Genomic DNA, 21,360 nt, shown 5'->3' with positions numbered 1-21,360 from the left:
CTTGCCAAAGGCATAGCTGGGTAGCTACGTGCGGACGGGATAAGTGCTGAAAGCATCTAAGCATGAAGCCCCCCTCAAGATGAGATTTCCCATGGCGCAAGCTAGTAAGATCCCTGAAAGATGATCAGGTTGATAGGTCAGAGGTGGAAGCGTGGCGACATGTGGAGCTGACTGATACTAATAGATCGAGGACTTAACCAACGCTTTTTAAAAAATGAAATACCTTCTTATTATCTAGTTTTGAAGGAATGAAAATTTCTTCTTGCATTTTAAACTCATACATGTTATGATTATAAATGTGTTAAAAAAGATTAAATGTTTGGTGGCGATAGCGAAGAGGTCACACCCGTTCCCATTCCGAACACGGCAGTTAAGCTCTTCAGCGCCAATGGTAGTTGGGGGTTTCCCCCTGTGAGAGTAGGACGCCGCCAAGCTATAATCTTTGTATCCTTTTTGAGAAAATGGGAATACTGAATTTATAAAAGTACCATTTATACCGTCGCGGGGTGGAGCAGTCCGGTAGCTCGTCGGGCTCATAACCCGAAGGTCGCAGGTTCAAATCCTGTCCCCGCAATCATAAAAAAAACGAAACTTAGGTTTCGTTTTTTTGTTTTATCCGAAATTCAAATAAATTGTCCCTAACTTATTTGTTTCTTCTTTTGAAACAAGGTAAACTACATATAGAATGGTTTTTGTTCCATAACGGACATGAAATATAGGACGTTTTCCTAATAATGATAAAGGTGATTGATATATGCAACATTTTGAATGGATTTCTCAGGATGAGGAAGAAACAGCGCAATTTGCGCATAAATTGGCACAAAAACTTTCGAGTGGAGATGTACTGGCTTTAGAAGGTGACCTAGGTGCAGGGAAAACGGCATTCACAAAAGGGCTAGCTAAAGGGTTAGGTGTTACTAGAGTAGTAAATAGCCCTACCTTTACGATAATAAAGGAATACATGGGGCGATTGCCTTTATATCATATGGATGTATATCGGGTAAGTGAATCAGAAGAAGATTTAGGCTTTGATGAATATTTTGATGGTGATGGTGTGACTGTCGTTGAATGGGCCCATTTAATAAAGGATCACCTTCCTGATGAAATCTTGACCATTTATATTTATCGTCTTAGTGATACAAGTCGGCGTTTTGTTTTAGCAGCCAAAGGCGAACGATATGTAACGTTATGTAAGGAGATTATTTGATGAAGGTTTTAGCTATAGATACTTCGAATTTCACATTAGGGATCGCGCTGATAAATGGGAGTCAAGTAATTGGTGAGTATACGACGAACCTAAAGAAAAACCATTCGGTGCGGGTAATGCCAGCAATTGAGACGCTGTTAAGGGATTGTGATACTAATCCGAAGGAATTGACTAAGATAGTGGTCGCTCAAGGTCCAGGCTCTTATACAGGCGTCAGGATTGGTGTGACGATTGCGAAAACCTTGGCCTGGACGCTTCAGATTCCGTTATCAGGTGTTTCCAGTTTAGAAGTTTTAGCAGCAAATGGACGTTATTTTAACGGGTTGATATCTCCCTTGTTCGATGCAAGAAGAGGGCAGATTTATACTGGATTATATGAAATGAAAAACGATCTGTTAAAAACAGTCATGGAAGATTGTAATATTCTATCCTCTGAGTGGGCGATGCGATTGAAGGAATTAAATCGTCCTGTTTTATTTGTTGGTCAAGATGTTGACATCCATCGGGATGCGATTACGGAAGCGTTAGGCAATTTAGCAGTATTTGCTCCGGTACAGTCGTTTAACTCAAGACCAAGCGAACTGGCCTTCATTGGTCTTCTCAAGACTGAAGTGGATGTTCACCAGTTTGTACCGAATTATATTCGCATGGCTGAAGCAGAAGCTAAGTGGCTTGAACAGCAGGGGAAATAAAAAGGAAAGCGACCGATTACTATGAGTAAAACATTGACGTTCCGAAAGATGAAAACGGAAGATATCGACCAAGTGCTTAACGTGGAAAAACAATCCTTTACTTTGCCTTGGAGCCGGGAAGCTTTTTTTAATGAATTGAATCATAATCAATATGCTGTATACATGGTGATAGAAGATGAGGGGAAAATAGCTGGTTATTGCGGCGCTTGGATTGTCATTGATGAATCGCACATTACCAATATTGCAATTTTACCTGAATACCGAGGGCAAAAGCTTGGAGAAGCTTTGCTCAGGAAGATGATTGAAATCTCCATTGCAATGGGTGTGGTGCGGATGACGCTTGAAGTCCGTGTCAGTAATGCAGTAGCCATTTCACTTTATGAAAAACTAGGTTTCCAAAAGGGCGGAATCCGAAAAAATTATTATACAGATAATCAAGAAGATGCTTATGTTATGTGGGTGAATTTTTCATGAAAACAAATCAACTTATATTAGGAATTGAAACGAGCTGCGATGAAACTGCGGCAGCTGTCATAAAAAACGGAACAGAGATACTAAGCAACGTCGTGGCGTCACAAATAGAAAGCCATAAACGTTTTGGCGGAGTCGTCCCCGAAATAGCTTCCCGTCACCATGTAGAGCAAATTACGATTGTTCTTGAAGAGGCGCTGCTTCAGGCGGGTGTGACATATCAAGATTTGGATGCCATTGCCGTTACAGAAGGCCCTGGACTTGTAGGGGCACTATTAATAGGCGTTAATGCGGCTAAGGCTGTAGCTTTTGCACATGGAATCCCGATTGTAGGTACGCATCATATAGCGGGCCATATCTATGCAAATAGACTTATTCAGGAGATCCAATATCCTGCCCTTTCTTTGGTCGTTTCGGGAGGTCATACTGAATTGGTTCTTTTGGAAGAACCGGGTTCTTTCAAGGTGATAGGTGAGACGCGGGATGATGCAGCAGGAGAGGCGTATGATAAAGTGGCTCGAACCTTGGGGCTCCCTTATCCTGGTGGCCCTCATATCGATAGACTTGCACAAGAAGGTTCACCTTCATTGAAACTGCCTCGGGCATGGTTGGATGGCAGCTATGACTTTTCTTTCAGCGGGTTGAAATCAGCTGTAATCAACACTTTGCATAATGCAGAACAGCGCGGGGAAAAAATTGAACCTAAAGATTTGGCGGCAAGTTTCCAAGCAAGCGTGATAGAAGTGCTTGTAATGAAAGCTGTTAAGGCTGCCAAGGAATATAATGTGAAACAGGTATTGCTCGCCGGAGGAGTTGCGGCAAATAAAGGCCTGAGGGAAGCATTAACGGAAGCTTTTAAGGATTTACCTATGGATATATCCATTCCGCCCCTCTACCTTTGTACGGACAATGCGGCCATGATCGGTGCTGCCGGCAGTGTCATGTTTGAAAAAGGTAAGCGCTCCGGATTGGATTTGAACGGAAATCCCGGATTGGATATAGAAGCATAATTGACGTGAAGACAGGACCTTAACTTCGGGATCCTGTCTTTTTATCGTGTTTAATAAAAAAAATAGAATATTCTGTGGATAAAGTTTATTTGTCAATCAAACTGCATGTGTATAAACAGGAGTTTTGTGGATAAGTGGATATGTTTCTGTGGATTATGTGTATAACTCGAATCAATGGCTAGTAAACGGCAAGTGGTTTGTTAATAATTTTGTGGATAACTTTTAAGGGCATTTTAACTGGAAAAGAAAAGACCGAGTCATTTGACTCGGTCAATTGTCATTCTCCCAGTTCAGCCCATTCTTCGAGAAGCAGGTCTAATTTTTCCTGTGCTACATCAAGCTTTGTTTGGACTTCCATTACTTTCTCGTGGTCCTGGAAAACATTTGGGTCACAAAGGTGTTCGTTGTATTCGTTTATTTCAGTTTCAAGAAGCTCCATGGCCGCCTCGATTTCCTCAATGCGCCTTTTTCGCTGGCGTTCAGCTTTTTTTGCTTCCTTATCAATTTTATAATTTGTTTTTTCTGCGGCTACATCTAAGGTTTTTGCGTGATTTTCCTGTTCAAGTTCTTTGATTTCAGCTTGCTCCTGTTTCTTCTCTACGTAGTAATCATAATCACCGAGGAATTCTTCGTTCCCGTCTTTGGAAAGCTCGATCACTTTCGTTGCTATCCGATTTATGAAATAGCGGTCATGTGAAACGAAAAGAATGGTTCCCGGATAATCGATCAATGCGTTTTCAAGCACCAATTTACTGTCGAGGTCTAAATGGTTTGTTGGCTCATCAAGAATTAAAAAATTCCCTTTTTCCATCATCATTTTGGCTAGAGCTAGCCTGGCCTTTTCGCCGCCGCTTAGTGTGGAAACGGTTTTCAAAACATCGTCCCCACTAAAAAGAAAATTACCGAGTACGGTTCGTATGTCTTTTTCCGGTTTAAGGGGATAATCATCCCATAATTCATTGAGTACCCGTTTATTGGAAATAAGGTTAGCCTGTTCCTGATCGTAGTAGCTGACTTCGACGTTCGTTCCAAAACGGAAATTCCCAGAAAGTGCAGGCAGCTTAGAGATGATCGTTTTCAATAACGTTGATTTTCCAACGCCATTTGGGCCAACAAGAGCTATACTCTCTCCTTTTGTCATCCGGGAATTTATATTTTTTGATACCGTTTCCCCTTCGTAACCGATAGCCAAATCCTGAAGGTGTAGCACTTCATTTCCGCTTTGCCGTTCAATCTGGAAAGAGAAATTAGCGGATTTTTCATCACCTTGCGGCTTGTCCAATACATCCATCTTTTCGAGCTGTTTGCGTCTGCTTTGTGCTCTTTTCGTGGTGGAAGCCCTTGTGATATTGCGTTGGACAAAGTCGCGAAGCTTTTCGATTTCCCCTTGTTGTTTCTCGAAAAGCTTCATGTCCCGCTCATAATCTTCCGCTTTTCCCTCTAGGTAAGAACTATAATTGCCATAGTACTTTTTCATGTTATTCCGGGAAATTTCATATACCTGGTTTACAACTTTATCTAGAAAATAGCGGTCATGGGAAACAATAAGAACAGCTCCTTGGTAGCCTTGTAAATATTGTTCAAGCCAAGAAAGGGTTTCGATATCCAAATGGTTCGTTGGCTCATCCAGAATCAATATATCCGGTTTCCTTAAAAGCAGCTTCCCTAAAGCAAGTCTTGTTTTTTGCCCACCGCTTAAAGTGGAAATTGGGGTAGAATAGTCAAAATCAGCAAACTGAAGTCCATGCAATACTGAACGAATATCCGCTTCATATTGATAACCGCCCTTCTCTTTGAAAGCTACCATCAAAGTGTCATATTCATTTAATACTTTTTGGTAAATTGCTTCATTTTCAAAGATGTCAGGTCTGGCCATATCAGCCTCAAGGCGACGCAGTTCTTTTTCTTGTTCTAAAAGGTCATTGAATACAGTCAGCATTTCATCCCAAATGGTCAGTTCTGATTCCAGTCCCGTGTCCTGTGCCATATATCCGATGGTGACACCTTTTGGTTTGATTATTTCACCGCCATCATGGGAAAGCTGCCCGGCTATGATTTTTAGCAGAGTAGATTTTCCAGCGCCATTTCGGCCGACAAGTGCAATTCTATCCTTATTTTGAACTTCGAGCTTCATATTTGATAAAATAAGTTCAGCTCCATAATATTTCGATAGTTGATTGATTTGTAATAAAATCATAGATTTCACCTCAATTGATTATTGTTAGTGTAACGTATTATAGTTATTATCGGCAACAGCTTGGTTCCAAGCAAAAACAAGCTATTACATAAAGTGGAATAATAGTGTATGATTTAGGAGGGGTTACTTAAATGGGAGACTTAACGCATTTTAATGAACAAGGCAGGGCTAAGATGGTTGATGTGACTGCTAAGCCTGAAACATCCCGGACGGCAATAGCTCAATCGAGCATTTTATTGAACGATGAAATATATGAGTTGGTCACGAACCAGAAAATGAAAAAAGGTGATGTACTGGCCGTTGCACAGGTTGCAGGAATCATGGCCAGCAAAAATACATCCAATATAATTCCAATGTGCCACCCTATTGCTCTGCAAGGGGTCAATATAGCCTTTGAATGGGAAAAAGAAGATGAAGGATATAGGCTTAGGATTGAAACGGAAGCTAAGACAAAAGGGAGTACAGGTGTGGAGATGGAAGCGTTAACAGCTGCATCCGTGACTGCCTTGACTATTTATGACATGTGTAAGGCCCTTGATAAGGGAATGGTAATCGGGCCTACATTCTTAGTGGAGAAAACAGGCGGAGTGTCTAGTAACGATTATAAAAGACAAGTAATTCAAACAGATAGAGATTAAGTTGAAAAGCATGTGTGAAGGCGGGGAAGAATGATGAACCATGACCCAAAGATACCGCAGGCAACAGCCAAAAGGTTGCCATTGTATTATCGATTTTTAAAGAACTTACATTCCTCAGGTAAACAAAGAGTTTCCTCGGCAGAGCTAAGCGAAGCTGTAAAGGTGGATTCTGCGACCATTCGCCGTGATTTTTCCTACTTTGGAGCGCTTGGAAAAAAAGGCTACGGCTACAATGTCAATTATTTATTATCCTTTTTTAGAAAAACACTAGATCAAGATGAACTGACAAAAGTCGCTTTAATCGGAGTGGGGAATTTAGGGACTGCTTTTTTAAATTACAATTTCATTAAAAATAATAATACGAAGATTGAAATGGCATTTGAAGTTTCTGAAGATAAGGTCGGCAAGCAAATAGCTGATGTGCCAATCTATCATATGGATCAAATCGATACACTATTGCAGGAAAATAATATTACTGCGGCTATTTTGACAGTCCCTGCTCAGGTAGCACAGACGATAACCGATCGTCTAGTCAAAGCTGATATAAAAGGAATATTGAATTTCACACCTGCACGGCTGACGGTACCCCCATCCATAAGGGTTCACCACATTGACCTGGCCGTGGAGCTTCAGTCACTCATCTACTTTCTGAAACATTATCCTGTAGTGGAAGAAGCTGCATTGGAGGAATGAAAAAAAACGCTGCATCTTCGCAGCGTTTTTTTATTTTTTCTTATTTTTTTGGGCGGCTTTAATCTTAAAGTGAAGCATGATCATGCGTAATCCCGATCCAAAGTCTAAAGTCGCAATTAGTACAAGTATGTAGGCAAAGATTCCCCATCCGGAAGAACTGACGGTTTGAATCGCGATAGCGGTAAAAAGAGCTCCTAAGCCTGCATAGATGATACCCATGAATAATGGTGATTGACGTTTCATAATAAACCTCCGATGAAGGCCTGTGCAGTATCTAGCATCTTCTCAATATCATCCCGATTTACAACTTGAAAGATGATAACAAGCGTATTCATCGCAATATGTGCGCTCATGGAAACGAGGATGCGGCCCGTTTTCGCATAAAGAAAAGCAAAGGTAAAACCCATTGCCGAATATAAAAGAAGATGTTCCAATTCACCATGCGCCAAGCCAAAAATAACTGAACTGAGTAAAGCAGAAATAAAGAAGTTAAAGCGTTTATGAAGTGATCCGAAAATGATTTTCCGAAAAATGATTTCTTCCAATATAGGTCCAATAACTGAAGTGACGAAAATGACTATGGGAACTTGGTAAATGAGTGAAATGAGCTGCTGTGTATTTTCAGATTCAGGCTCCACCCCAAGCATCTGTTCAATGTATCCAGCAATGCTTTGCGCAAAAAGAGCGAGGAACACTCCGGCAACTGCCCATAATATGGACGTGGGAATGGAAGCTGGAGTGCTTCTGTCCATTTTTTCCTTCATATCTTTTCTCATTAAAAACAGGATCAAGGATAGAGCAACGAAAAAGCTGAATACGATCCAGTATGCTGCAGACCTCACCTGGAGTTCATCAGCAGTCATTCCAGTTGAAGACCCGATCAGCATGAAAAGAGGTACCCCAACAATACTGGATAATTGCATGGAAATGTAGGTGATGATGACGAACCAATATTCTTTTTTCAAAAATGAAAACTCCTTTTATTTAGTCACCCATTCCGCTTAGAACGTTCCTGATATGGGGACAATCTATAAACGCATACTCCAAAATGGTATCAAATAATGAGACAGAACACCACTTAAAGGTACCCCTAACAAAACATTTTAGCACCTTTGTTAAAAGAATCATTATGCTAAAGTAGTATACCCGAAATTTATCAGAAATTAATAAAAAATTTTCGATAAGATACTTGCAAAAAAGGCTCGGTTTATTTAATATTATAAATGTGTTAGCACTCGATGGTGAAGAGTGCTAACAATCATGAAACAAATTATCAAGAGAATATGAGGAGGTTGTTTCACTTGTTAAAACCATTAGGTGATCGCGTTATTATTGAACTAGTTCAATCTGAAGAAAAGACTGCAAGCGGTATTGTTCTTCCTGATACTGCAAAAGAAAAGCCACAAGAAGGTAAGGTAGTAGCTGTTGGTACTGGCCGTGTCCTTGAAAATGGCGAACGTGTTGCTTTAGAGGTTGCCCAAGGCGATCTAATTATCTTCTCAAAATATGCAGGTACTGAAGTTAAATACGAAGATACAGAATACTTAATTTTACGTGAAAGCGACATTCTAGCTGTTATCGGCTAATTATACATCATACTTAACTGAACGAAAATTTTCTTAAAATTTTAGGGAGGTACTTATAAATGGCTAAAGAAATTAAATTTAGTGAAGAAGCTCGCCGCTCCATGCTTCGTGGTGTGGACGCACTTGCAGATGCAGTTAAAGTAACGCTTGGACCAAAAGGTCGTAACGTGGTTCTTGAGAAAAAATTCGGTTCACCGCTTATCACAAATGACGGTGTGACGATCGCTAAAGAAATTGAATTGGAAGATGCATTCGAAAACATGGGTGCGAAATTGGTTGCTGAAGTAGCGAGCAAAACAAACGACGTAGCTGGTGACGGTACAACTACTGCAACGGTTCTAGCGCAAGCGATGATTCGTGAAGGTCTTAAAAACGTAACAGCTGGTGCAAACCCAATGGGTATCCGTAAAGGAATCGAAAAAGCGGTTAATACTGCAATTGCAGAATTAAAAGCTATTTCTCAACCTGTTGAAAACAAAGAATCGATTGCACAAGTTGCTGCTATCTCTTCAGCTGATGAAGAAGTGGGCCAACTGATTGCTGAAGCTATGGAACGTGTTGGTAACGACGGCGTCATCACAATCGAAGAGTCTAAAGGTTTCACAACTGAATTGGACGTTGTAGAAGGTATGCAGTTCGACCGTGGATATGCTTCTCCTTATATGGTTACAGATTCAGATAAAATGGAAGCTGTTTTAGACAATCCATATATCTTAATCACGGATAAAAAAGTAACGAATATCCAAGAAATCCTTCCTGTACTTGAGCAAGTTGTTCAACAAGGGAAACCACTATTATTGATTGCTGAAGATGTAGAAGGCGAAGCGCTTGCAACTCTTGTTGTGAACAAACTTCGTGGAACATTCAATGCAGTTGCGGTTAAAGCTCCTGGATTCGGTGACCGTCGTAAAGCAATGCTTGAAGACATCGCAGCTCTTACAGGCGGCGAAGTAATCACTGAAGAAATCGGACTTGATCTTAAATCTGCAACAATCGAATCTTTAGGACGTGCTTCTAAAGTGGTTGTTACAAAAGAAAATACAACAATCGTTGAAGGTTCTGGAGATACAGCTCAAATTCAAGCTCGTGTAAACCAAATCCGTGTTCAATTAGAAGAAACAACTTCTGAATTCGACCGTGAAAAATTACAAGAGCGCCTTGCTAAATTAGCTGGCGGTGTAGCCGTGATCAAAGTCGGTGCAGCTACTGAAACGGAATTAAAAGAACGTAAACTTCGTATTGAAGATGCATTGAACTCCACTCGTGCCGCTGTTGAAGAAGGTATCGTAGCCGGTGGTGGTACAGCACTTCTTAACGTATACAATAAAATCGCTGAAATTCAAGCGGAAGGCGACGTAGCAACAGGCGTGAAAATCGTTCTTCGTGCTATCGAAGAGCCTGTTCGTCAAATCGCTCACAATGCTGGACTTGAAGGCTCTGTAATCGTAGAGCGCCTTAAAGGCGAAGCAGTTGGCACTGGCTTCAATGCAGCTACTGGACAATGGGTGAACATGATCGAATCCGGTATCGTCGATCCTACAAAAGTAACTCGTTCAGCGCTACAAAACGCTGGTTCTGTAGCAGCCATGTTCTTAACAACAGAAGCTGTTGTAGCTGACAAACCAGAACCTGCTGGTGCTGGCGGCATGGGCATGCCTGACATGGGCGGCATGGGCGGAATGGGCGGCATGATGTAATCATTCGCTAAATCCCTTAATAGAGGGGTTTAACGAGGATTCAGAATGAGCTCACCTAACATGTGAATATCAATTTTAAAGAAAAGGCCTCTCACAGTTTACTGTGGGAGGCCTTTTCTTCGATGTTGAAAGGGAAACTTCATACATCCAATTTCAACGAAAGACATACATATAGTTCTTGGCGATGGGGGAACAACAAATACTAGAGTCAGTCCTTTAGAGTAAAAGGAACTGTTGAAAGTTGGATTGAAAATGTTTTTAACTTAGTGAAGTATCATCCAAAGGCTGTTTTCCCTTTACTAGCATCTTTTGCTTCGGTTATTTTGCATGAGTATGATATGAAGCCCATAGTTGTTGATGTATCAGGAGAATCCAGTAGTGGCTAAAGTGGTTTACTTCTACTCTGTTCATCGGTATGGGGGAGTCCTAAAGAATAAAAGTAAAAGCGGGAAACCATGAATTATCAATGTTTTTCCCGCTTTTTATCATTTTATATTTGAGTTACATATAATCATAAACAGAGTCATCAAAATAGAGCCAGTGATAATATTCAATCTGTGAATCTGTCATCTTGGAAATGTCTTTCTCATTGAATTTTTGTTGCTCAATTAATTTCTGCACTTTGGACTTTCTTTCTACTTGGCTCATCTTAAATCCTCCTTATAGTATGAGAAGTAACGAAGTACTTAAATATTGAAAACGCTTTCTTTTTCTCTTGTTTTTATTATATATCTCAATGTGAGATTAAACAAATATCAAATATAGATGATTTTTAAGGAAATAATATAGAAATGTTATTTATCTATTTACTTTGAAGCAGTTAAAGAGGCAAGGTCGAATTCCCAAAGCCTGAGTTTTGTTAAAATATCAAGCCAAAGTTTCTAGAAAAGGGAGTTACTTCCTTTTGCAGGAAATAACTCCGATGATTTTTGGTTTTCACTTTTAAATAAGGAAAAGCTAAATTTCACTTGTAGTTTACACATCAAAAAACTATTTTTGTCTGTAAGTTATTGGTTCACTAGTGAACATGGCCATTCTTCTTTAGGATTAGCTTTCTTCTCATTTGCTATATAATCTCCCGCAGGACCTTATGTCAAAGAACCAAATCCAGGTAATGCAGCCAATACTGCCTGAAAACACATCTCGGGCTTACTATCTGAATATCATCTTCTGAGAGATCGATAAAATCTAGCTTCTTTTTTACTTCACCATCTTGATAAAAAGCAAGTGTTAACGAATTTTGTTTTAGGCCAAGTTTTGAAGTATCTTCTTTAGCATGATAAATATTTAAATCAATGTTTTTTGCTTTAGCTATACGTTCAATTTCCTTAGTAATGAAATCTTCTTCTTCTTTTCTACTCTCAAATGGTGACCTTACATATAAAAAGCCTGTTTCATACTTTTCAGCTTCCTCTAGACTCAATTCAGTTGTTTTACCATTTCCTTTTACACCATCACACCCACAAGCTGAAACATTCAATGTTACTATTAAATTATTAATTGAATGGGCGGGCATGATGCATCGCTTAAATCCCTTAATATAGGGGGTAACGGGAGATTCAGTCATGAATGCTCACACCAAACATGTGAATATTTTTAAAGTTGAAGGCCTCCCACAGTTTACTGTGGGAGGCCTTTTCTTTGATAGTTAAATTCGTTATGTCCTAATCGTTGTTGGATTTTTTAATTCCTACTACAGCTTCAATCAATAGGGAAGTGTAGGTATGCCTAAATAAGTGTGGAGTAATGTTCTTTTCCATTCCTGCTTTTTTCGGAAGCCGTTTTAAGCTGGGTGTCAAATATTCGGAGCTTCTATGACATGTTAATAGCATTTCATCTATCTTAATCGTACGTAAAGAACCCTTTGTTTTTGGTGTTAAAAGTTGCCCATTTTAAGGGAATTGATCACCGATTCTTAAACCGGTATAGGGAATACACGATTTCTACTAGGGAAGCATCGCTGGAAAATAAGGGAATTATGAAATGTGAATTATATCGTTTCATTTTTGGAACGAGGGGATTTACTAAATATATTAGTATAAAGATAGAAGTGCGGAAACACTTACCTAAACCCCATTGTTAAAAGGAGTTTGACCAATATGAAAATTATTAGAGTTAGAGAAATTGGTGTTAAGAGAATTATAGTTCCAGCTGTTGCAAGTGCTTTTCTATTTTCAGCTTTTGCTCCATTTTCAAAAGCTTCTGCTTCTGAACTAAATGAATCAACAATTCGAACAAATACTGAAATTGGTTCTATAATAGTAACCGAGCAAACCAAAATTAGCCTAGAAGAAATAGAAAGTGTCATTGCTGACCAATCGACTCCCTCAAGTTTGTTAATGCAACAGGCCAACCCCGTCAACCCTTATGATGGTACTCAAATGTCATCTGAAATTATTCAACAATTAGAAAATGAGTCCAAAAAAAGGGGATTTAAAAAGACAGTTGTAGTGTATGCACTAAAGTATGGTGGTACAGCAATGGGCAAAATTGTTGGTAGTTTATCACCTGCCAATGGTAAGCTTTTGAAAAAACATGCTTTTGAAATTGGTGATGCATTAGACAGAATGTCTAATAAAATTGAAGCAAGATTAGTTGATTTCATGATACATGAATTAGGCTTTGCACCAAGTGCTGCTAGATCTATTGCTTGGGCAATTGCACTTTGGGTATTATAATAGTAGGAGTTGAATTTAATGGATGAGTTAATAGATGAATTTAAAAAGATGAAATATCATCAAAAGTTATTACTTACAATTGCTTTGGATAAAAATCCTGAACAATATACTTTTTTTCATTTCATTTTGAATAATGACCTGAGTGAAAAGGATTCAAAGGTAATTTTTGATATACTTCATGCTTTAGAAGATAAAAAAGAAGGTACTTACCAAAAGGGTAAATATGAAGCAGCCATTGCATCATTATTAGGAGATAATCCTTTAGTGTCCATGGATACCTTTGAAAAGGCATTGTTACATGTAAATATTGATGTGAACCCTATTTATCTAATTAAATCCTTGAGAAATCAATATTTTCAAGTTGATTTATGTAATTACCTCTTGGAACAATAAAGTATAATCTCAAAAAGCATCAGTATATTTATATTATTTCGGCAAACTAACTAAATATGCAAAAGCGAGACACCCCTTTTTCTATAGTTGCACTGACCTGAAAAATGAGAAAAGTAAAAACACCTTTTCGTTGAAAAGTAGGTATTGAATATCAGCCAATCAATGTAGAGGTTTTTTTTCTATTTCATGATAATCTCTCCTTTTGAAATTAATAGGGGTTTGAATGATTTAAAAATTCACCATCTAGGGTTGCAAACTTTTCTGCTAACCCAATTTTTATTTTTCATTCCAACGTATAGAATCTCGATTCTTAAAATTCAGGTTACACCAAGAATTTTCCAGTCCATCTAAGAGTAAAAAACCACTTTTAGATGGGCGGGCATGATGTAATCATCGCTTAAATCCCTTAATATAGGGGTTTAACGACGATTTAGAATGAGTGACCACCTAACATGCGATTATTTTTAAAGTTGATGGCCTCCCACAGTTTACTGTGGGAGGCCTTTTCTTTTTATGTAAAGTAAAAATTGAATATAATAATTCTGAAAATTTTAAGTTGTTTAACATTTATTCGGGTGATATACTAATTTCACAAATATAATCATGATTATAAAATCACTTTGATTGTTTTGTAATTACGATTAATAATTTATAGAAAGCGTTAATAGTAAGTTAAAAATAATGATAATGACTACTTTACGGCGGATGAAAATGAGTAAGAGGAGGATGAAAAGTGTCAACAGAATATAAAGAAAAAGAAATTATCACTAATTTTCCTTATGCATTTCAAACCATTGAAAACACTTGGATTGTTTTAAAAGATGGAACTAGACTTTCAAGTCGTATCTGGTTGCCTGAGATTAGGGAAGGGCAAAAAGTACCTGCCATTTTAGAGTATATTCCTTACAGGAAAACAGACGGTACAAGGGCAAGAGATGAACCGATGCATGGTTATTTTGCCGGGCATGGATATGCAGTTGTCAGAGTGGATATGAGAGGCTCGGGAGAATCCGATGGTCTGCTAAGGGATGAATATTTAAAGCAAGAACAAGATGATGCTCTGGAAGTTATTGATTGGATCTCAAAGCAAAATTGGTGTGATGGAAATATCGGTATGATGGGTAAATCATGGGGGGGCTTTAATTCCCTTCAAGTTGCAGCCAGAAGACCCCAAAATTTAAAAGCAATTATTACACTCGGGTTTACCGATGACCGGTATAACAATGATATCCACTATAAAGGCGGCTGCCTCTTAAATGATAATTTCTGGTGGGGGGCCATTATGCTGGCCTATCAGGCGCGTCCGCTTGACCCTCATATAGTTGGGGATAGCTGGCGTGAAAAATGGCTGGAAAGATTAGAGGAAATGCCTTTATGGATGGCGCAATGGATGGAGCACCAAACGAGAGATGTTTATTGGAAGCATGGATCAGTTTGTGAAAATTACGATGACATTGAAGTCCCAGTTCTAGCAATCGATGGTTGGGAAGATTCTTATACGAATACCGTATTAAGTTTAATGAAAGGGCTTTCAGTTCCCAGAAAGGGGATTATTGGCCCTTGGGCACACGTATACCCTCATGATGGAGTTCCAGGACCAGCAATGGGCTTTTTGCAAGAAGCTGTTAAATGGTGGGACCATTGGCTAAAAGGAAAAGAGAACGATGCGATGGATGGACCAATGGTGAATGTATGGCTTGAGGAAAGTATGCCTCCTTCATCCATTAAACCAGTAAGTAAAGGAGAGTGGGTGGGACTCGATTCCTGGCCATCAAATGAAGTGCTAACGCAAACTTATCAATTGACTCATGGTAAATTGCTAGAAGAAAGAGATGAAACAGAAGAGCGAGCGTTATTAAAAACACCTTTAAATCACGGCCTTTTATCAGGTGAATGGATGGGTGCCGGAGTACCGGGGGAAAGTCCGTCAGACCAACGATTGGATGATGGTATGGCGATGGTATTTGAAGGGGATGTCTTAGAAGACCCATTAGAAATAGTTGGTTATCCAAGATTTGAAGTACAAATCACAAGTGACAGGCCAAAGGCAATGCTCTTTGCACAACTATCAGATGTGGCACCAGATGGAGCCGTTACCCGTGTTTCTTATGGAGTAATGAATTTAACCCATTTAAATGGACATGATCAAGTAGACTTGTTAACCCCTGGTGAAAAGGTAAATGCATTTGTTAATTTAGACTGTTGCGGGCATAAGTTTAAAGCCGGGCACCGGATACGTTTGTCTATTGCAACAACTTTTTGGCCAATGTTTTGGCCAATGCCTGAGGATGCAACACTTACTCTGAATCTTGAAACCGCAAAGTTTTCATTACCAATCTTTAAAGGAAGCCGGGTATCTGGACCGAATATGAGTCCTCAAAGCGCGCCATTAACTCCGACAACTATACTTTCAGAGGGAAAGGTTGATCGTTCCATTTCATACGATATTTTAACGGACACATGGACTTGCATAACCGATGGTGTAGGAGGGGTATTTGGTGAAGGGGTCTATCGCTTTGATGACATCGATGTTACGGTTGAACACAATTTGAGACGAGAGTTGACATTAAGCAATGCTAATCCTCTTTCGGCGAAATATACCATTTGTCAAAAAATGAGGATTGGACGTGAGGGTTGGTGGATTGAAGCTGACATTACCGTTACGCAAACTTCTGATGCAGAAAGCTTTATGATTGTTGGGGAAATGAATGTTAAAGAAAACGGCCGACCGGCATTCCATAAGAAGTGGGATCAAAAGATTAAGCGTTCAGGACTTTAAAAAGCCAGGGATTGGAGAGAAAAGAGATGAAAGGTAAACTAAGGAAAAATGTACCTACTCTAGTCATATTAATCATTGCAGGTGAAATGATTTATACATTGCCTTATTTTCGAAACTATTATTATGATGTATTCTTAAATGCCTTTCACTTAACCAATACACAAATGGGTACGCTTGGCAGTGCTTATGGAGTTTGCTGTTTGATTTCCTATATCTTTGGAGGGTATGTGGCAGATCGATGGAGAACGAAGCACTTGTTGTCCATATCTTTATTTGCGACAGGGATTCTAGGCTTTACTTTACTATTGTATCCCCCTTACCCTGTGTTGCTGCTAATCTATGCAGCTTGGGGAATAACATCCATCATGACCTTTTGGGTAGCGTTAATAAAAGCCGTCCGTTCGTTAGCATCTGAAAATGAACAAGGAAAGGCATTCGGCTTTTTTGAAGGCGGACGCGGAGCTGCCAAAGTTATCGAATCTGCTTTGGTATTAGGACTCTTCGCCATTTTAGCAAAGCAACTGAGTGACAAGCTGGCATTGTCTTCTGTGATTATTTTTTATTCCGTGATGTGTATTCTTTTAGGGTTTATGATTATGTTACTTTATAAGGAACCAGATGGTAACAACAGTAGTGATGAAATAAAAGAAAAGGAGGATAAAAAATTTGATTGGGCAATACTTTTGAGGATTCTTAAAATGCCAACAACCTGGTTGGCAGCCATTCTTATTTTAACGTCTTATGCGATGATTAATAGTTTCTATTATATTACGCCTTATGCAACGGCCGCCTTTGGTGCTTCAACAATAATTGCCGCTGCTTTGGGTTACTTTTCACAATATTGTCGCCCAATCGGAAGTTTCGGCTCTGGGATTATCGGGGATCGAATTGGTATTTCGAATATGGTCATAATTGGCTACTGTGTTCTGGCAATCGGTTTAGCTGCTCTCATCGTATTACCCGGAAAGCCTTCTTTCATCTTATTACTGTTAGTTTTTATAGCGATTATTTATATATCAATGTATGCATTACAGGCAACGCACTTCGCTATTTTGGTGGAAGGAGACTATCCTGTCGAAACAACAGGAACAGTTGCCATGCCCTTGATGATTATTGGGTATAGCGGAGAAATCTTTATGCCAATTGTTGCAGGTGCTTGTTTGGACCACTGGAGTGGTACAGACGGTTATAAGGTATTATTTACAATTTTATTAGGCTTGACGATTGTTGGGTTGATTACGGCTATAATTTGGCAAAGAGTAACGAAAGAAAAACGAAAAGAGATTTCGCTCCTTAAGAGAGAAATGAAAGCTAGTTAGCAAAAGGCAAGGGGGTACCCAAGTGATAGAATAATTGGGTTTTCTTAAAGATCCCCCAAAATGTAAAAAGGCTGGCGATAAACGTTTTGTTTTTTGCCAGCTTTCTATTTTTATACGTTTCCATGGTGGGCTAATGTTCTTTCGGCTTCCATGCCATAGTTTGGTATAATTTAACCTTAAGCACTTTATTGATTAGCACGCCCCAATAATATATAGATAAGAATACTGAAAGCTATGTTTTATAGGGTTCAGTGATTGAAATGGACCTATATCTTTTTTAAAAATGTGAGGGGAATAGATATGAAAAAAAAAGAAATACAAATGGGCCGCATGTGGAAATACTTTGTGGACGCAACTGCCGAAATTATCGAAGAGGAAGGTTTAGAGAATGTAACAATAAGGAAAGTTGCGGATAAAGCGGGCTATAATAGCGCTACCATTTATAACTACTTTTCTGAGGTCTCCCATTTGATTTTTTTCGCTTCAATGAAATTCTTGAAATGCTACACAGATGAGGTAGCTGTTTATATTGAAAAAGGAAAAGACCCAATTGAAAAGTACTTATTAGCATGGGAATGTTTTTGTAATCACTCTTTTCAGCAACCACAAATTTTCCATGCTGTTTTTATTATGGACCTAGCTGATCAACCTGAAAAGCTGCTCGAAGACTATTATAAAATCTATCCGTCTGATTTGATTAACATTCCTGAAGAATTAAAGACTATCCTATTCGAACGTAATGTGTCAAAAAGAGGGCGATCCTTTTTAGAAATTGCACTAAGAGAGGGCTACATTAAAGAGGAAAACGTTGATGCGATTAATGAATTGACCATTTTAGTATGGCAGGGAATGTTTACGAATGTTCTAAATAATCGCAAAAGCTACGATCTTCAAACGGCTGCAAAAATCACCATGAACTATATAACAGAGATTGTACACAACGCAAATCTCTTTCATTTTAAAAAAGATCATGCCAATCAGCAGTAGCATTCTCTACCATTTGACAAATAAAAATTACTTTATATTTGTTTTCCTAGCGACATCGAAAAAGCCTTAACCCTATTGATCGAGAAGGCTTGGGATAATATTTTATTATTTCTTGTTTACCTTCAATAATCTTCCTAATGCAAAGGCACTCGCCCTTAGAGCGCATTTCTTGCCCCAGAAACGTGCCCTTTCCTTGAATAACTTAGGTCGTTGAAACGGGGACATACCTATTGAATATTTGCCATCCGTGAATGAAATAAAACCTCAGTTAAAAATGACGTTAGAAAACAGTTCAAGACAAAATTACTATAACAAACATCAATAATCCAAATTTTTGTGTCCAATATCCTTTCTAAGGGTGTTTTTTATACAGCCAATCTGAAGCCCTTTTTATGTACAAAGATGTTCGAATCTTTGCGCCATAACCCATTTTTTGTAATTTTCATAAGTACGATGAATTGCGTATAATGGAAGGGTATATATGAACTTAAAATAAATTCGAAATGAAAGAATGGTCATCATTCTATTCTATAAGCAATTAAAGGTGAAATGATTATGATATCTAGTCTTATGAAGTCTTGGACAATATGGATGAAAATTGGTGTAATGTTATTCGGGGTATTCTTATTATCGTGGTTGGGCCCTGACGAAATTGGTCTTACTGATTTGCTTATTTCATTAAGAGAAGGTGAAGAAACGGGAAATAAGTTAATGCTTGCCGTTTTTTTGTTAGTGTCTTTAAATACAGTTTTAGCTTTGTTTCATTATATTGGTGCACTGCTGTTGGGAGACGAAATCGCTGCTCGTTTAAACCGTCCATGGTTAAAAATCATCATTCCTCTTATTGTTATTCCTCTCGACTATATCGTGATAAATGCTTATTATTCATTAACATACTCATTTAGCGCCTATGCGTTGTTATTGTTGTTCGCAATCTTATTATTGCAAGCCTTTGAAAAGGATAGGCTAAAGCCAATTATTAAATCAATTATTTGTTCTCAATTAATCTTTGGGATTGAATGGCTGAATGAGATTCCTTCTTTATCCCAATATGGATTTGGCCAAGGGTCGCTTTCAATGGAATTAAAAGATATTGCAGTTCAAGTTGGATTTGAGCAATCTTTAACATTGTACAGTTTAACTTTGTGTTTAATTTTTGTTATTAATGCTGTTATTTTAGCTGTGTATTTTTCATTAGCTGAACAAAAGTGGCGGATAAAGCAAGAACTTCATTATGCGCAATTAGAAGCGATGCAGTCAAGGTCAGGACGGGAAGCGCTCTATCTGGTCCATGATTTAAAAACGCCTCTCACAGCAATTGAGGGGCTAAATTCTTTAATTAGTTTGAAGGTGGACGATTCTAAAATTAAAGAGTATTGTCAAAAGATTTCAGCATCGATTCATTCCGTTAGCGACATGATTTCTGAGATTTTATATGATGATAAAAAACATTGGTGCCGTATAAAAGATTTAGTTGAATATGTCGAAGCAAGCAGACTGAGCGGGACAAATCTTAATCTGAAGGTAGACTTTCAAACAGATCCTGAAATTAAAATTTTCATTAATAAAATCCGAATGACAAGGGCATTAGTGAATTTAATTGACAATGCTTACGATGCAGTGAATGGAGTGGAAGATGGCAAGATTTTGCTTAATGTGAAAAACTATGAAAATGAACTTTGGTTGGGCGTATCAGATAATGGGATAGGGATTTTACCTAAAGAGCAGGAGAAAATATGGAAAGCTGGGTTCAGTACGAAATCGCATCCAGGGATGGGATTAGCTTTCGTACGACAAGTTGCTAAAGGGCATGGTGCATCTTTAGAAATTGACAGCAAGCTTGGACACGGGACAACAATTTGGATTAAACTAGCCGAGAGGAGTGTGTCAAGATGAACATTTTAGTCATTGATGATGATGCATCAATTCAATATATGCTAAGTGAAATTTGTGAATTTGCCGGCTGGAATGTAGATACGGCTAACAACGGAAAAGAAGGGTTAAATGTGTTTGCAGAAAAAGGAGCAGATGTTGTTTTAGTTGATTATCATATGCCGGAAATGGACGGAATAAAAACGGTGGGTGAGCTCCGTACCCTTAATGCTGATGTTCCGATTCTTGTATTGACAGTCGATGAACGACAGGAAATTGCTGATCGCTTTCTTGAAGCAGGCGCAACGGATTTTGCCTTAAAGCCCGTAAAAGCGCCTGATTTGATTTCAAGAATTCAACTGCATGCCCGCCTTGCAAAATTAACTCAATCAGCTACGCAGCAAAAATTCAGTGAAGAAAAGGATGTATTTGTTACAAAGGGAATTAGTAAGAGAACACTTCGTCACATTAGTGATTTTTTACATTCTAATCGTGAACCTTTTTCTGTTGATACAATTTCTAAAGAAGTTGGTTTGGCTTATCCGACCGTCTATCGCTATATTATGCATTTACTTGATGAAGGAAAAGTGGAAATTATTGTGAGTTATCAAAAAATAGGAAGACCGAAAAATTTATATCAATGGATTGTTGACTAAGAAACTGCCTTAATACAAGGCAGTTTTTTTATTATGATGGGGGCCTCTGTTGCTGCACAGACCGCTAATCCAGCAAGACTTTTTTTCTTTTTTTTCTGTATTTTTATATTTTCTGATAATATAAAATTATTTTACAACACTAAATATTCTTGAAAGTTTACATACTTTCATTGAACCTCCTTTTTCAAGCAATAAGAATTTTTTCATTTAGAGAGATTGATTACACAGAGGGGTGACATTGTTAGTGGACTAAGAACGTTGACTCGGTACTGGTGTAGCCTTAAATGTTATCAAAATAAACACGAAAATATAGTGTAAACACCGAACATTCTGGAAGTTTGCTATCTGATTCATTTTGCACCGGAGACAAGATCGGAAATGAAAACGCTTACTGAAGATGGGTTGGGTGACCTTCATCGTTAGATCTAATAAAAAAATACAATTATATTGTGAATGTAAACGATTGGTGGATGGTTTAATATTCA

At 38.5% G+C, this 21,360-nt stretch carries 20 protein-coding genes, 1 tRNA gene, 2 rRNA genes and 2 pseudogenes; 19 read left to right on the top strand and 6 right to left on the bottom strand.

What is annotated here, in order from left to right; translation table 11 throughout:
- The 7 genes from AC1DVK_RS10655 to tsaD all read left to right on the top strand — a co-directional run.
- Positions 1–201 (top strand): 23S ribosomal RNA (locus AC1DVK_RS10655); the annotation flags it as partial.
- A gap of 117 nt (positions 202–318) precedes the next feature.
- Positions 319–434: ribosomal RNA gene (gene rrf / locus AC1DVK_RS10650) — 5S ribosomal RNA — on the top strand.
- 66 nt (positions 435–500) lie between these two features.
- Positions 501–574 (top strand) — tRNA-Met (locus tag AC1DVK_RS10645).
- A 180-nt stretch (positions 575–754) separates the two neighbouring features.
- Positions 755–1,207: a tRNA (adenosine(37)-N6)-threonylcarbamoyltransferase complex ATPase subunit type 1 TsaE gene (gene tsaE, locus AC1DVK_RS10640; RefSeq protein WP_061461194.1), complete on the top strand. Its 453-nt coding sequence runs from the start codon at positions 755–757 to the stop codon at positions 1,205–1,207.
- Complete coding sequence (gene tsaB, locus AC1DVK_RS10635) at positions 1,207–1,899, top strand: tRNA (adenosine(37)-N6)-threonylcarbamoyltransferase complex dimerization subunit type 1 TsaB (protein ID WP_061461195.1); 693 nt, start codon at positions 1,207–1,209, stop codon at positions 1,897–1,899. Before tsaE ends, tsaB begins: the two co-directional genes overlap by 1 nt.
- A 21-nt stretch (positions 1,900–1,920) precedes the next feature.
- Positions 1,921–2,373, top strand: coding sequence for a ribosomal protein S18-alanine N-acetyltransferase (gene rimI, locus AC1DVK_RS10630; RefSeq protein ID WP_061461196.1), 453 nt, complete (start codon positions 1,921–1,923; stop codon positions 2,371–2,373).
- Positions 2,370–3,380 (top strand): tRNA (adenosine(37)-N6)-threonylcarbamoyltransferase complex transferase subunit TsaD, encoded by a 1,011-nt coding sequence (gene tsaD, locus AC1DVK_RS10625; RefSeq protein WP_061461197.1) that lies wholly within the window; start codon positions 2,370–2,372, stop codon positions 3,378–3,380. Before rimI ends, tsaD begins: the two co-directional genes overlap by 4 nt.
- Before the next feature lie 277 nt (positions 3,381–3,657).
- Here the strand turns inward: tsaD and AC1DVK_RS10620 are convergent, their stop codons facing one another.
- Positions 3,658–5,577: an ABC-F family ATP-binding cassette domain-containing protein gene (locus AC1DVK_RS10620; protein ID WP_410862880.1), complete on the bottom strand. Its 1,920-nt coding sequence runs from the start codon at positions 5,575–5,577 to the stop codon at positions 3,658–3,660.
- Between the two features lie 131 nt (positions 5,578–5,708).
- Between AC1DVK_RS10620 and moaC the strand changes: the two genes are divergently transcribed.
- The gene (gene moaC / locus AC1DVK_RS10615) at positions 5,709–6,215 is read left to right on the top strand and encodes a cyclic pyranopterin monophosphate synthase MoaC (protein WP_061461199.1); all 507 of its coding nucleotides are present in this window, start codon (positions 5,709–5,711) and stop codon (positions 6,213–6,215) included.
- Between the two features lie 30 nt (positions 6,216–6,245).
- The gene (locus AC1DVK_RS10610; protein WP_057915804.1) at positions 6,246–6,908 is read left to right on the top strand and encodes a redox-sensing transcriptional repressor Rex; all 663 of its coding nucleotides are present in this window, start codon (positions 6,246–6,248) and stop codon (positions 6,906–6,908) included.
- A gap of 30 nt (positions 6,909–6,938) precedes the next feature.
- Here the strand turns inward: AC1DVK_RS10610 and AC1DVK_RS10605 are convergent, their stop codons facing one another.
- Both AC1DVK_RS10605 and AC1DVK_RS10600 read right to left on the bottom strand, forming a co-directional pair.
- Positions 6,939–7,151, bottom strand: coding sequence for a YdiK family protein (locus tag AC1DVK_RS10605; protein WP_061461201.1), 213 nt, complete (start codon positions 7,149–7,151; stop codon positions 6,939–6,941).
- Positions 7,148–7,873 (bottom strand): CPBP family intramembrane glutamic endopeptidase, encoded by a 726-nt coding sequence (locus AC1DVK_RS10600; protein ID WP_410862876.1) that lies wholly within the window; start codon positions 7,871–7,873, stop codon positions 7,148–7,150. Before AC1DVK_RS10600 ends, AC1DVK_RS10605 begins: the two co-directional genes overlap by 4 nt.
- A 336-nt stretch (positions 7,874–8,209) precedes the next feature.
- Between AC1DVK_RS10600 and groES the strand changes: the two genes are divergently transcribed.
- The 3 genes and pseudogenes from groES to AC1DVK_RS10585 all read left to right on the top strand — a co-directional run.
- Positions 8,210–8,494: a co-chaperone GroES gene (gene groES / locus AC1DVK_RS10595; RefSeq protein WP_053348954.1), complete on the top strand. Its 285-nt coding sequence runs from the start codon at positions 8,210–8,212 to the stop codon at positions 8,492–8,494.
- Between the two features lie 59 nt (positions 8,495–8,553).
- Entirely contained in the window at positions 8,554–10,191 is a 1,638-nt protein-coding gene (gene groL, locus AC1DVK_RS10590; RefSeq protein ID WP_061461203.1) for a chaperonin GroEL, read from the top strand.
- Between the two features lie 221 nt (positions 10,192–10,412).
- Positions 10,413–10,577, top strand: a pseudogene (locus AC1DVK_RS10585) (DUF927 domain-containing protein); the annotation flags it as partial.
- A 115-nt stretch (positions 10,578–10,692) separates the two neighbouring features.
- On the opposite strand, the gene AC1DVK_RS10580 reads toward AC1DVK_RS10585, so the two are convergent.
- The 3 genes and pseudogenes from AC1DVK_RS10580 to AC1DVK_RS10570 all read right to left on the bottom strand — a co-directional run.
- The gene (locus AC1DVK_RS10580) at positions 10,693–10,839 is read right to left on the bottom strand and encodes a BH0509 family protein (protein ID WP_127777491.1); all 147 of its coding nucleotides are present in this window, start codon (positions 10,837–10,839) and stop codon (positions 10,693–10,695) included.
- A 445-nt stretch (positions 10,840–11,284) separates the two neighbouring features.
- Positions 11,285–11,671, bottom strand: coding sequence for a hypothetical protein (locus tag AC1DVK_RS10575; protein WP_477626444.1), 387 nt, complete (start codon positions 11,669–11,671; stop codon positions 11,285–11,287).
- A gap of 173 nt (positions 11,672–11,844) precedes the next feature.
- Positions 11,845–12,077, bottom strand: a pseudogene (locus AC1DVK_RS10570) (tyrosine-type recombinase/integrase); the annotation flags it as partial.
- A 213-nt stretch (positions 12,078–12,290) separates the two neighbouring features.
- On the opposite strand from AC1DVK_RS10570, the gene AC1DVK_RS10565 reads away from it, so the two are divergent.
- From AC1DVK_RS10565 to AC1DVK_RS10535, 7 genes are all read left to right on the top strand, one after another.
- Positions 12,291–12,869, top strand: a complete 579-nt coding sequence (locus AC1DVK_RS10565) for a hypothetical protein (protein ID WP_403088730.1) — start codon at positions 12,291–12,293, stop codon at positions 12,867–12,869.
- Positions 12,870–12,887: 18 nt separating this feature from the next.
- Entirely contained in the window at positions 12,888–13,262 is a 375-nt protein-coding gene (locus AC1DVK_RS10560) for a YhaI family protein (RefSeq protein ID WP_262871071.1), read from the top strand.
- Between the two features lie 733 nt (positions 13,263–13,995).
- Positions 13,996–16,041 carry a CocE/NonD family hydrolase gene (locus AC1DVK_RS10555; RefSeq protein WP_477626443.1) on the top strand — a complete coding sequence of 682 codons (2,046 nt, stop codon included), beginning with the start codon at positions 13,996–13,998 and terminating at the stop codon, positions 16,039–16,041.
- 26 nt (positions 16,042–16,067) lie between these two features.
- Entirely contained in the window at positions 16,068–17,360 is a 1,293-nt protein-coding gene (locus AC1DVK_RS10550; RefSeq protein WP_477626442.1) for an MFS transporter, read from the top strand.
- Between the two features lie 300 nt (positions 17,361–17,660).
- Positions 17,661–18,347 carry a TetR/AcrR family transcriptional regulator gene (locus tag AC1DVK_RS10545; RefSeq protein ID WP_089364310.1) on the top strand — a complete coding sequence of 229 codons (687 nt, stop codon included), beginning with the start codon at positions 17,661–17,663 and terminating at the stop codon, positions 18,345–18,347.
- 591 nt (positions 18,348–18,938) lie between these two features.
- Positions 18,939–20,243 (top strand): sensor histidine kinase, encoded by a 1,305-nt coding sequence (locus AC1DVK_RS10540; protein ID WP_477626441.1) that lies wholly within the window; start codon positions 18,939–18,941, stop codon positions 20,241–20,243.
- Positions 20,240–20,875 carry a response regulator gene (locus AC1DVK_RS10535; protein ID WP_410862864.1) on the top strand — a complete coding sequence of 212 codons (636 nt, stop codon included), beginning with the start codon at positions 20,240–20,242 and terminating at the stop codon, positions 20,873–20,875. The genes AC1DVK_RS10540 and AC1DVK_RS10535 overlap by 4 nt, the downstream gene beginning before the upstream one ends.
- Positions 20,876–21,360 lie beyond the last annotated feature (485 nt).

The organism is Peribacillus sp. P4_B1, assembly GCF_056402395.1.
The sequence above is the reverse complement of the archived record's forward strand: the minus strand, read 5'-3'. Positions and strand labels throughout refer to the sequence as shown.

Excerpts from the sequence above, each read along its gene's own strand:
- tsaE (WP_061461194.1), top strand. The coding sequence starts at position 755 with ATGCAACATTTTGAATGGATTTCTCAGGATGAGGAAGAAACAGCGCAA.
- AC1DVK_RS10540 (WP_477626441.1), top strand. The coding sequence starts at position 18,939 with ATGAAAATTGGTGTAATGTTATTCGGGGTATTCTTATTATCGTGGTTG.
- tsaB (WP_061461195.1), top strand. The coding sequence starts at position 1,207 with ATGAAGGTTTTAGCTATAGATACTTCGAATTTCACATTAGGGATCGCG.
- AC1DVK_RS10610 (WP_057915804.1), top strand. The coding sequence starts at position 6,246 with ATGATGAACCATGACCCAAAGATACCGCAGGCAACAGCCAAAAGGTTG.
- groL (WP_061461203.1), top strand. The coding sequence starts at position 8,554 with ATGGCTAAAGAAATTAAATTTAGTGAAGAAGCTCGCCGCTCCATGCTT.
- AC1DVK_RS10550 (WP_477626442.1), top strand. The coding sequence starts at position 16,068 with ATGAAAGGTAAACTAAGGAAAAATGTACCTACTCTAGTCATATTAATC.
- moaC (WP_061461199.1), top strand. The coding sequence starts at position 5,709 with ATGGGAGACTTAACGCATTTTAATGAACAAGGCAGGGCTAAGATGGTT.
- AC1DVK_RS10620 (WP_410862880.1), bottom strand. The coding sequence starts at position 5,577 with ATGATTTTATTACAAATCAATCAACTATCGAAATATTATGGAGCTGAA.
- AC1DVK_RS10605 (WP_061461201.1), bottom strand. The coding sequence starts at position 7,151 with ATGAAACGTCAATCACCATTATTCATGGGTATCATCTATGCAGGCTTA.
- tsaD (WP_061461197.1), top strand. The coding sequence starts at position 2,370 with ATGAAAACAAATCAACTTATATTAGGAATTGAAACGAGCTGCGATGAA.
- AC1DVK_RS10580 (WP_127777491.1), bottom strand. The coding sequence starts at position 10,839 with ATGAGCCAAGTAGAAAGAAAGTCCAAAGTGCAGAAATTAATTGAGCAA.
- AC1DVK_RS10535 (WP_410862864.1), top strand. The coding sequence starts at position 20,240 with ATGAACATTTTAGTCATTGATGATGATGCATCAATTCAATATATGCTA.
- AC1DVK_RS10545 (WP_089364310.1), top strand. The coding sequence starts at position 17,661 with ATGAAAAAAAAAGAAATACAAATGGGCCGCATGTGGAAATACTTTGTG.
- AC1DVK_RS10560 (WP_262871071.1), top strand. The coding sequence starts at position 12,888 with ATGGATGAGTTAATAGATGAATTTAAAAAGATGAAATATCATCAAAAG.
- AC1DVK_RS10565 (WP_403088730.1), top strand. The coding sequence starts at position 12,291 with ATGAAAATTATTAGAGTTAGAGAAATTGGTGTTAAGAGAATTATAGTT.
- rimI (WP_061461196.1), top strand. The coding sequence starts at position 1,921 with ATGAGTAAAACATTGACGTTCCGAAAGATGAAAACGGAAGATATCGAC.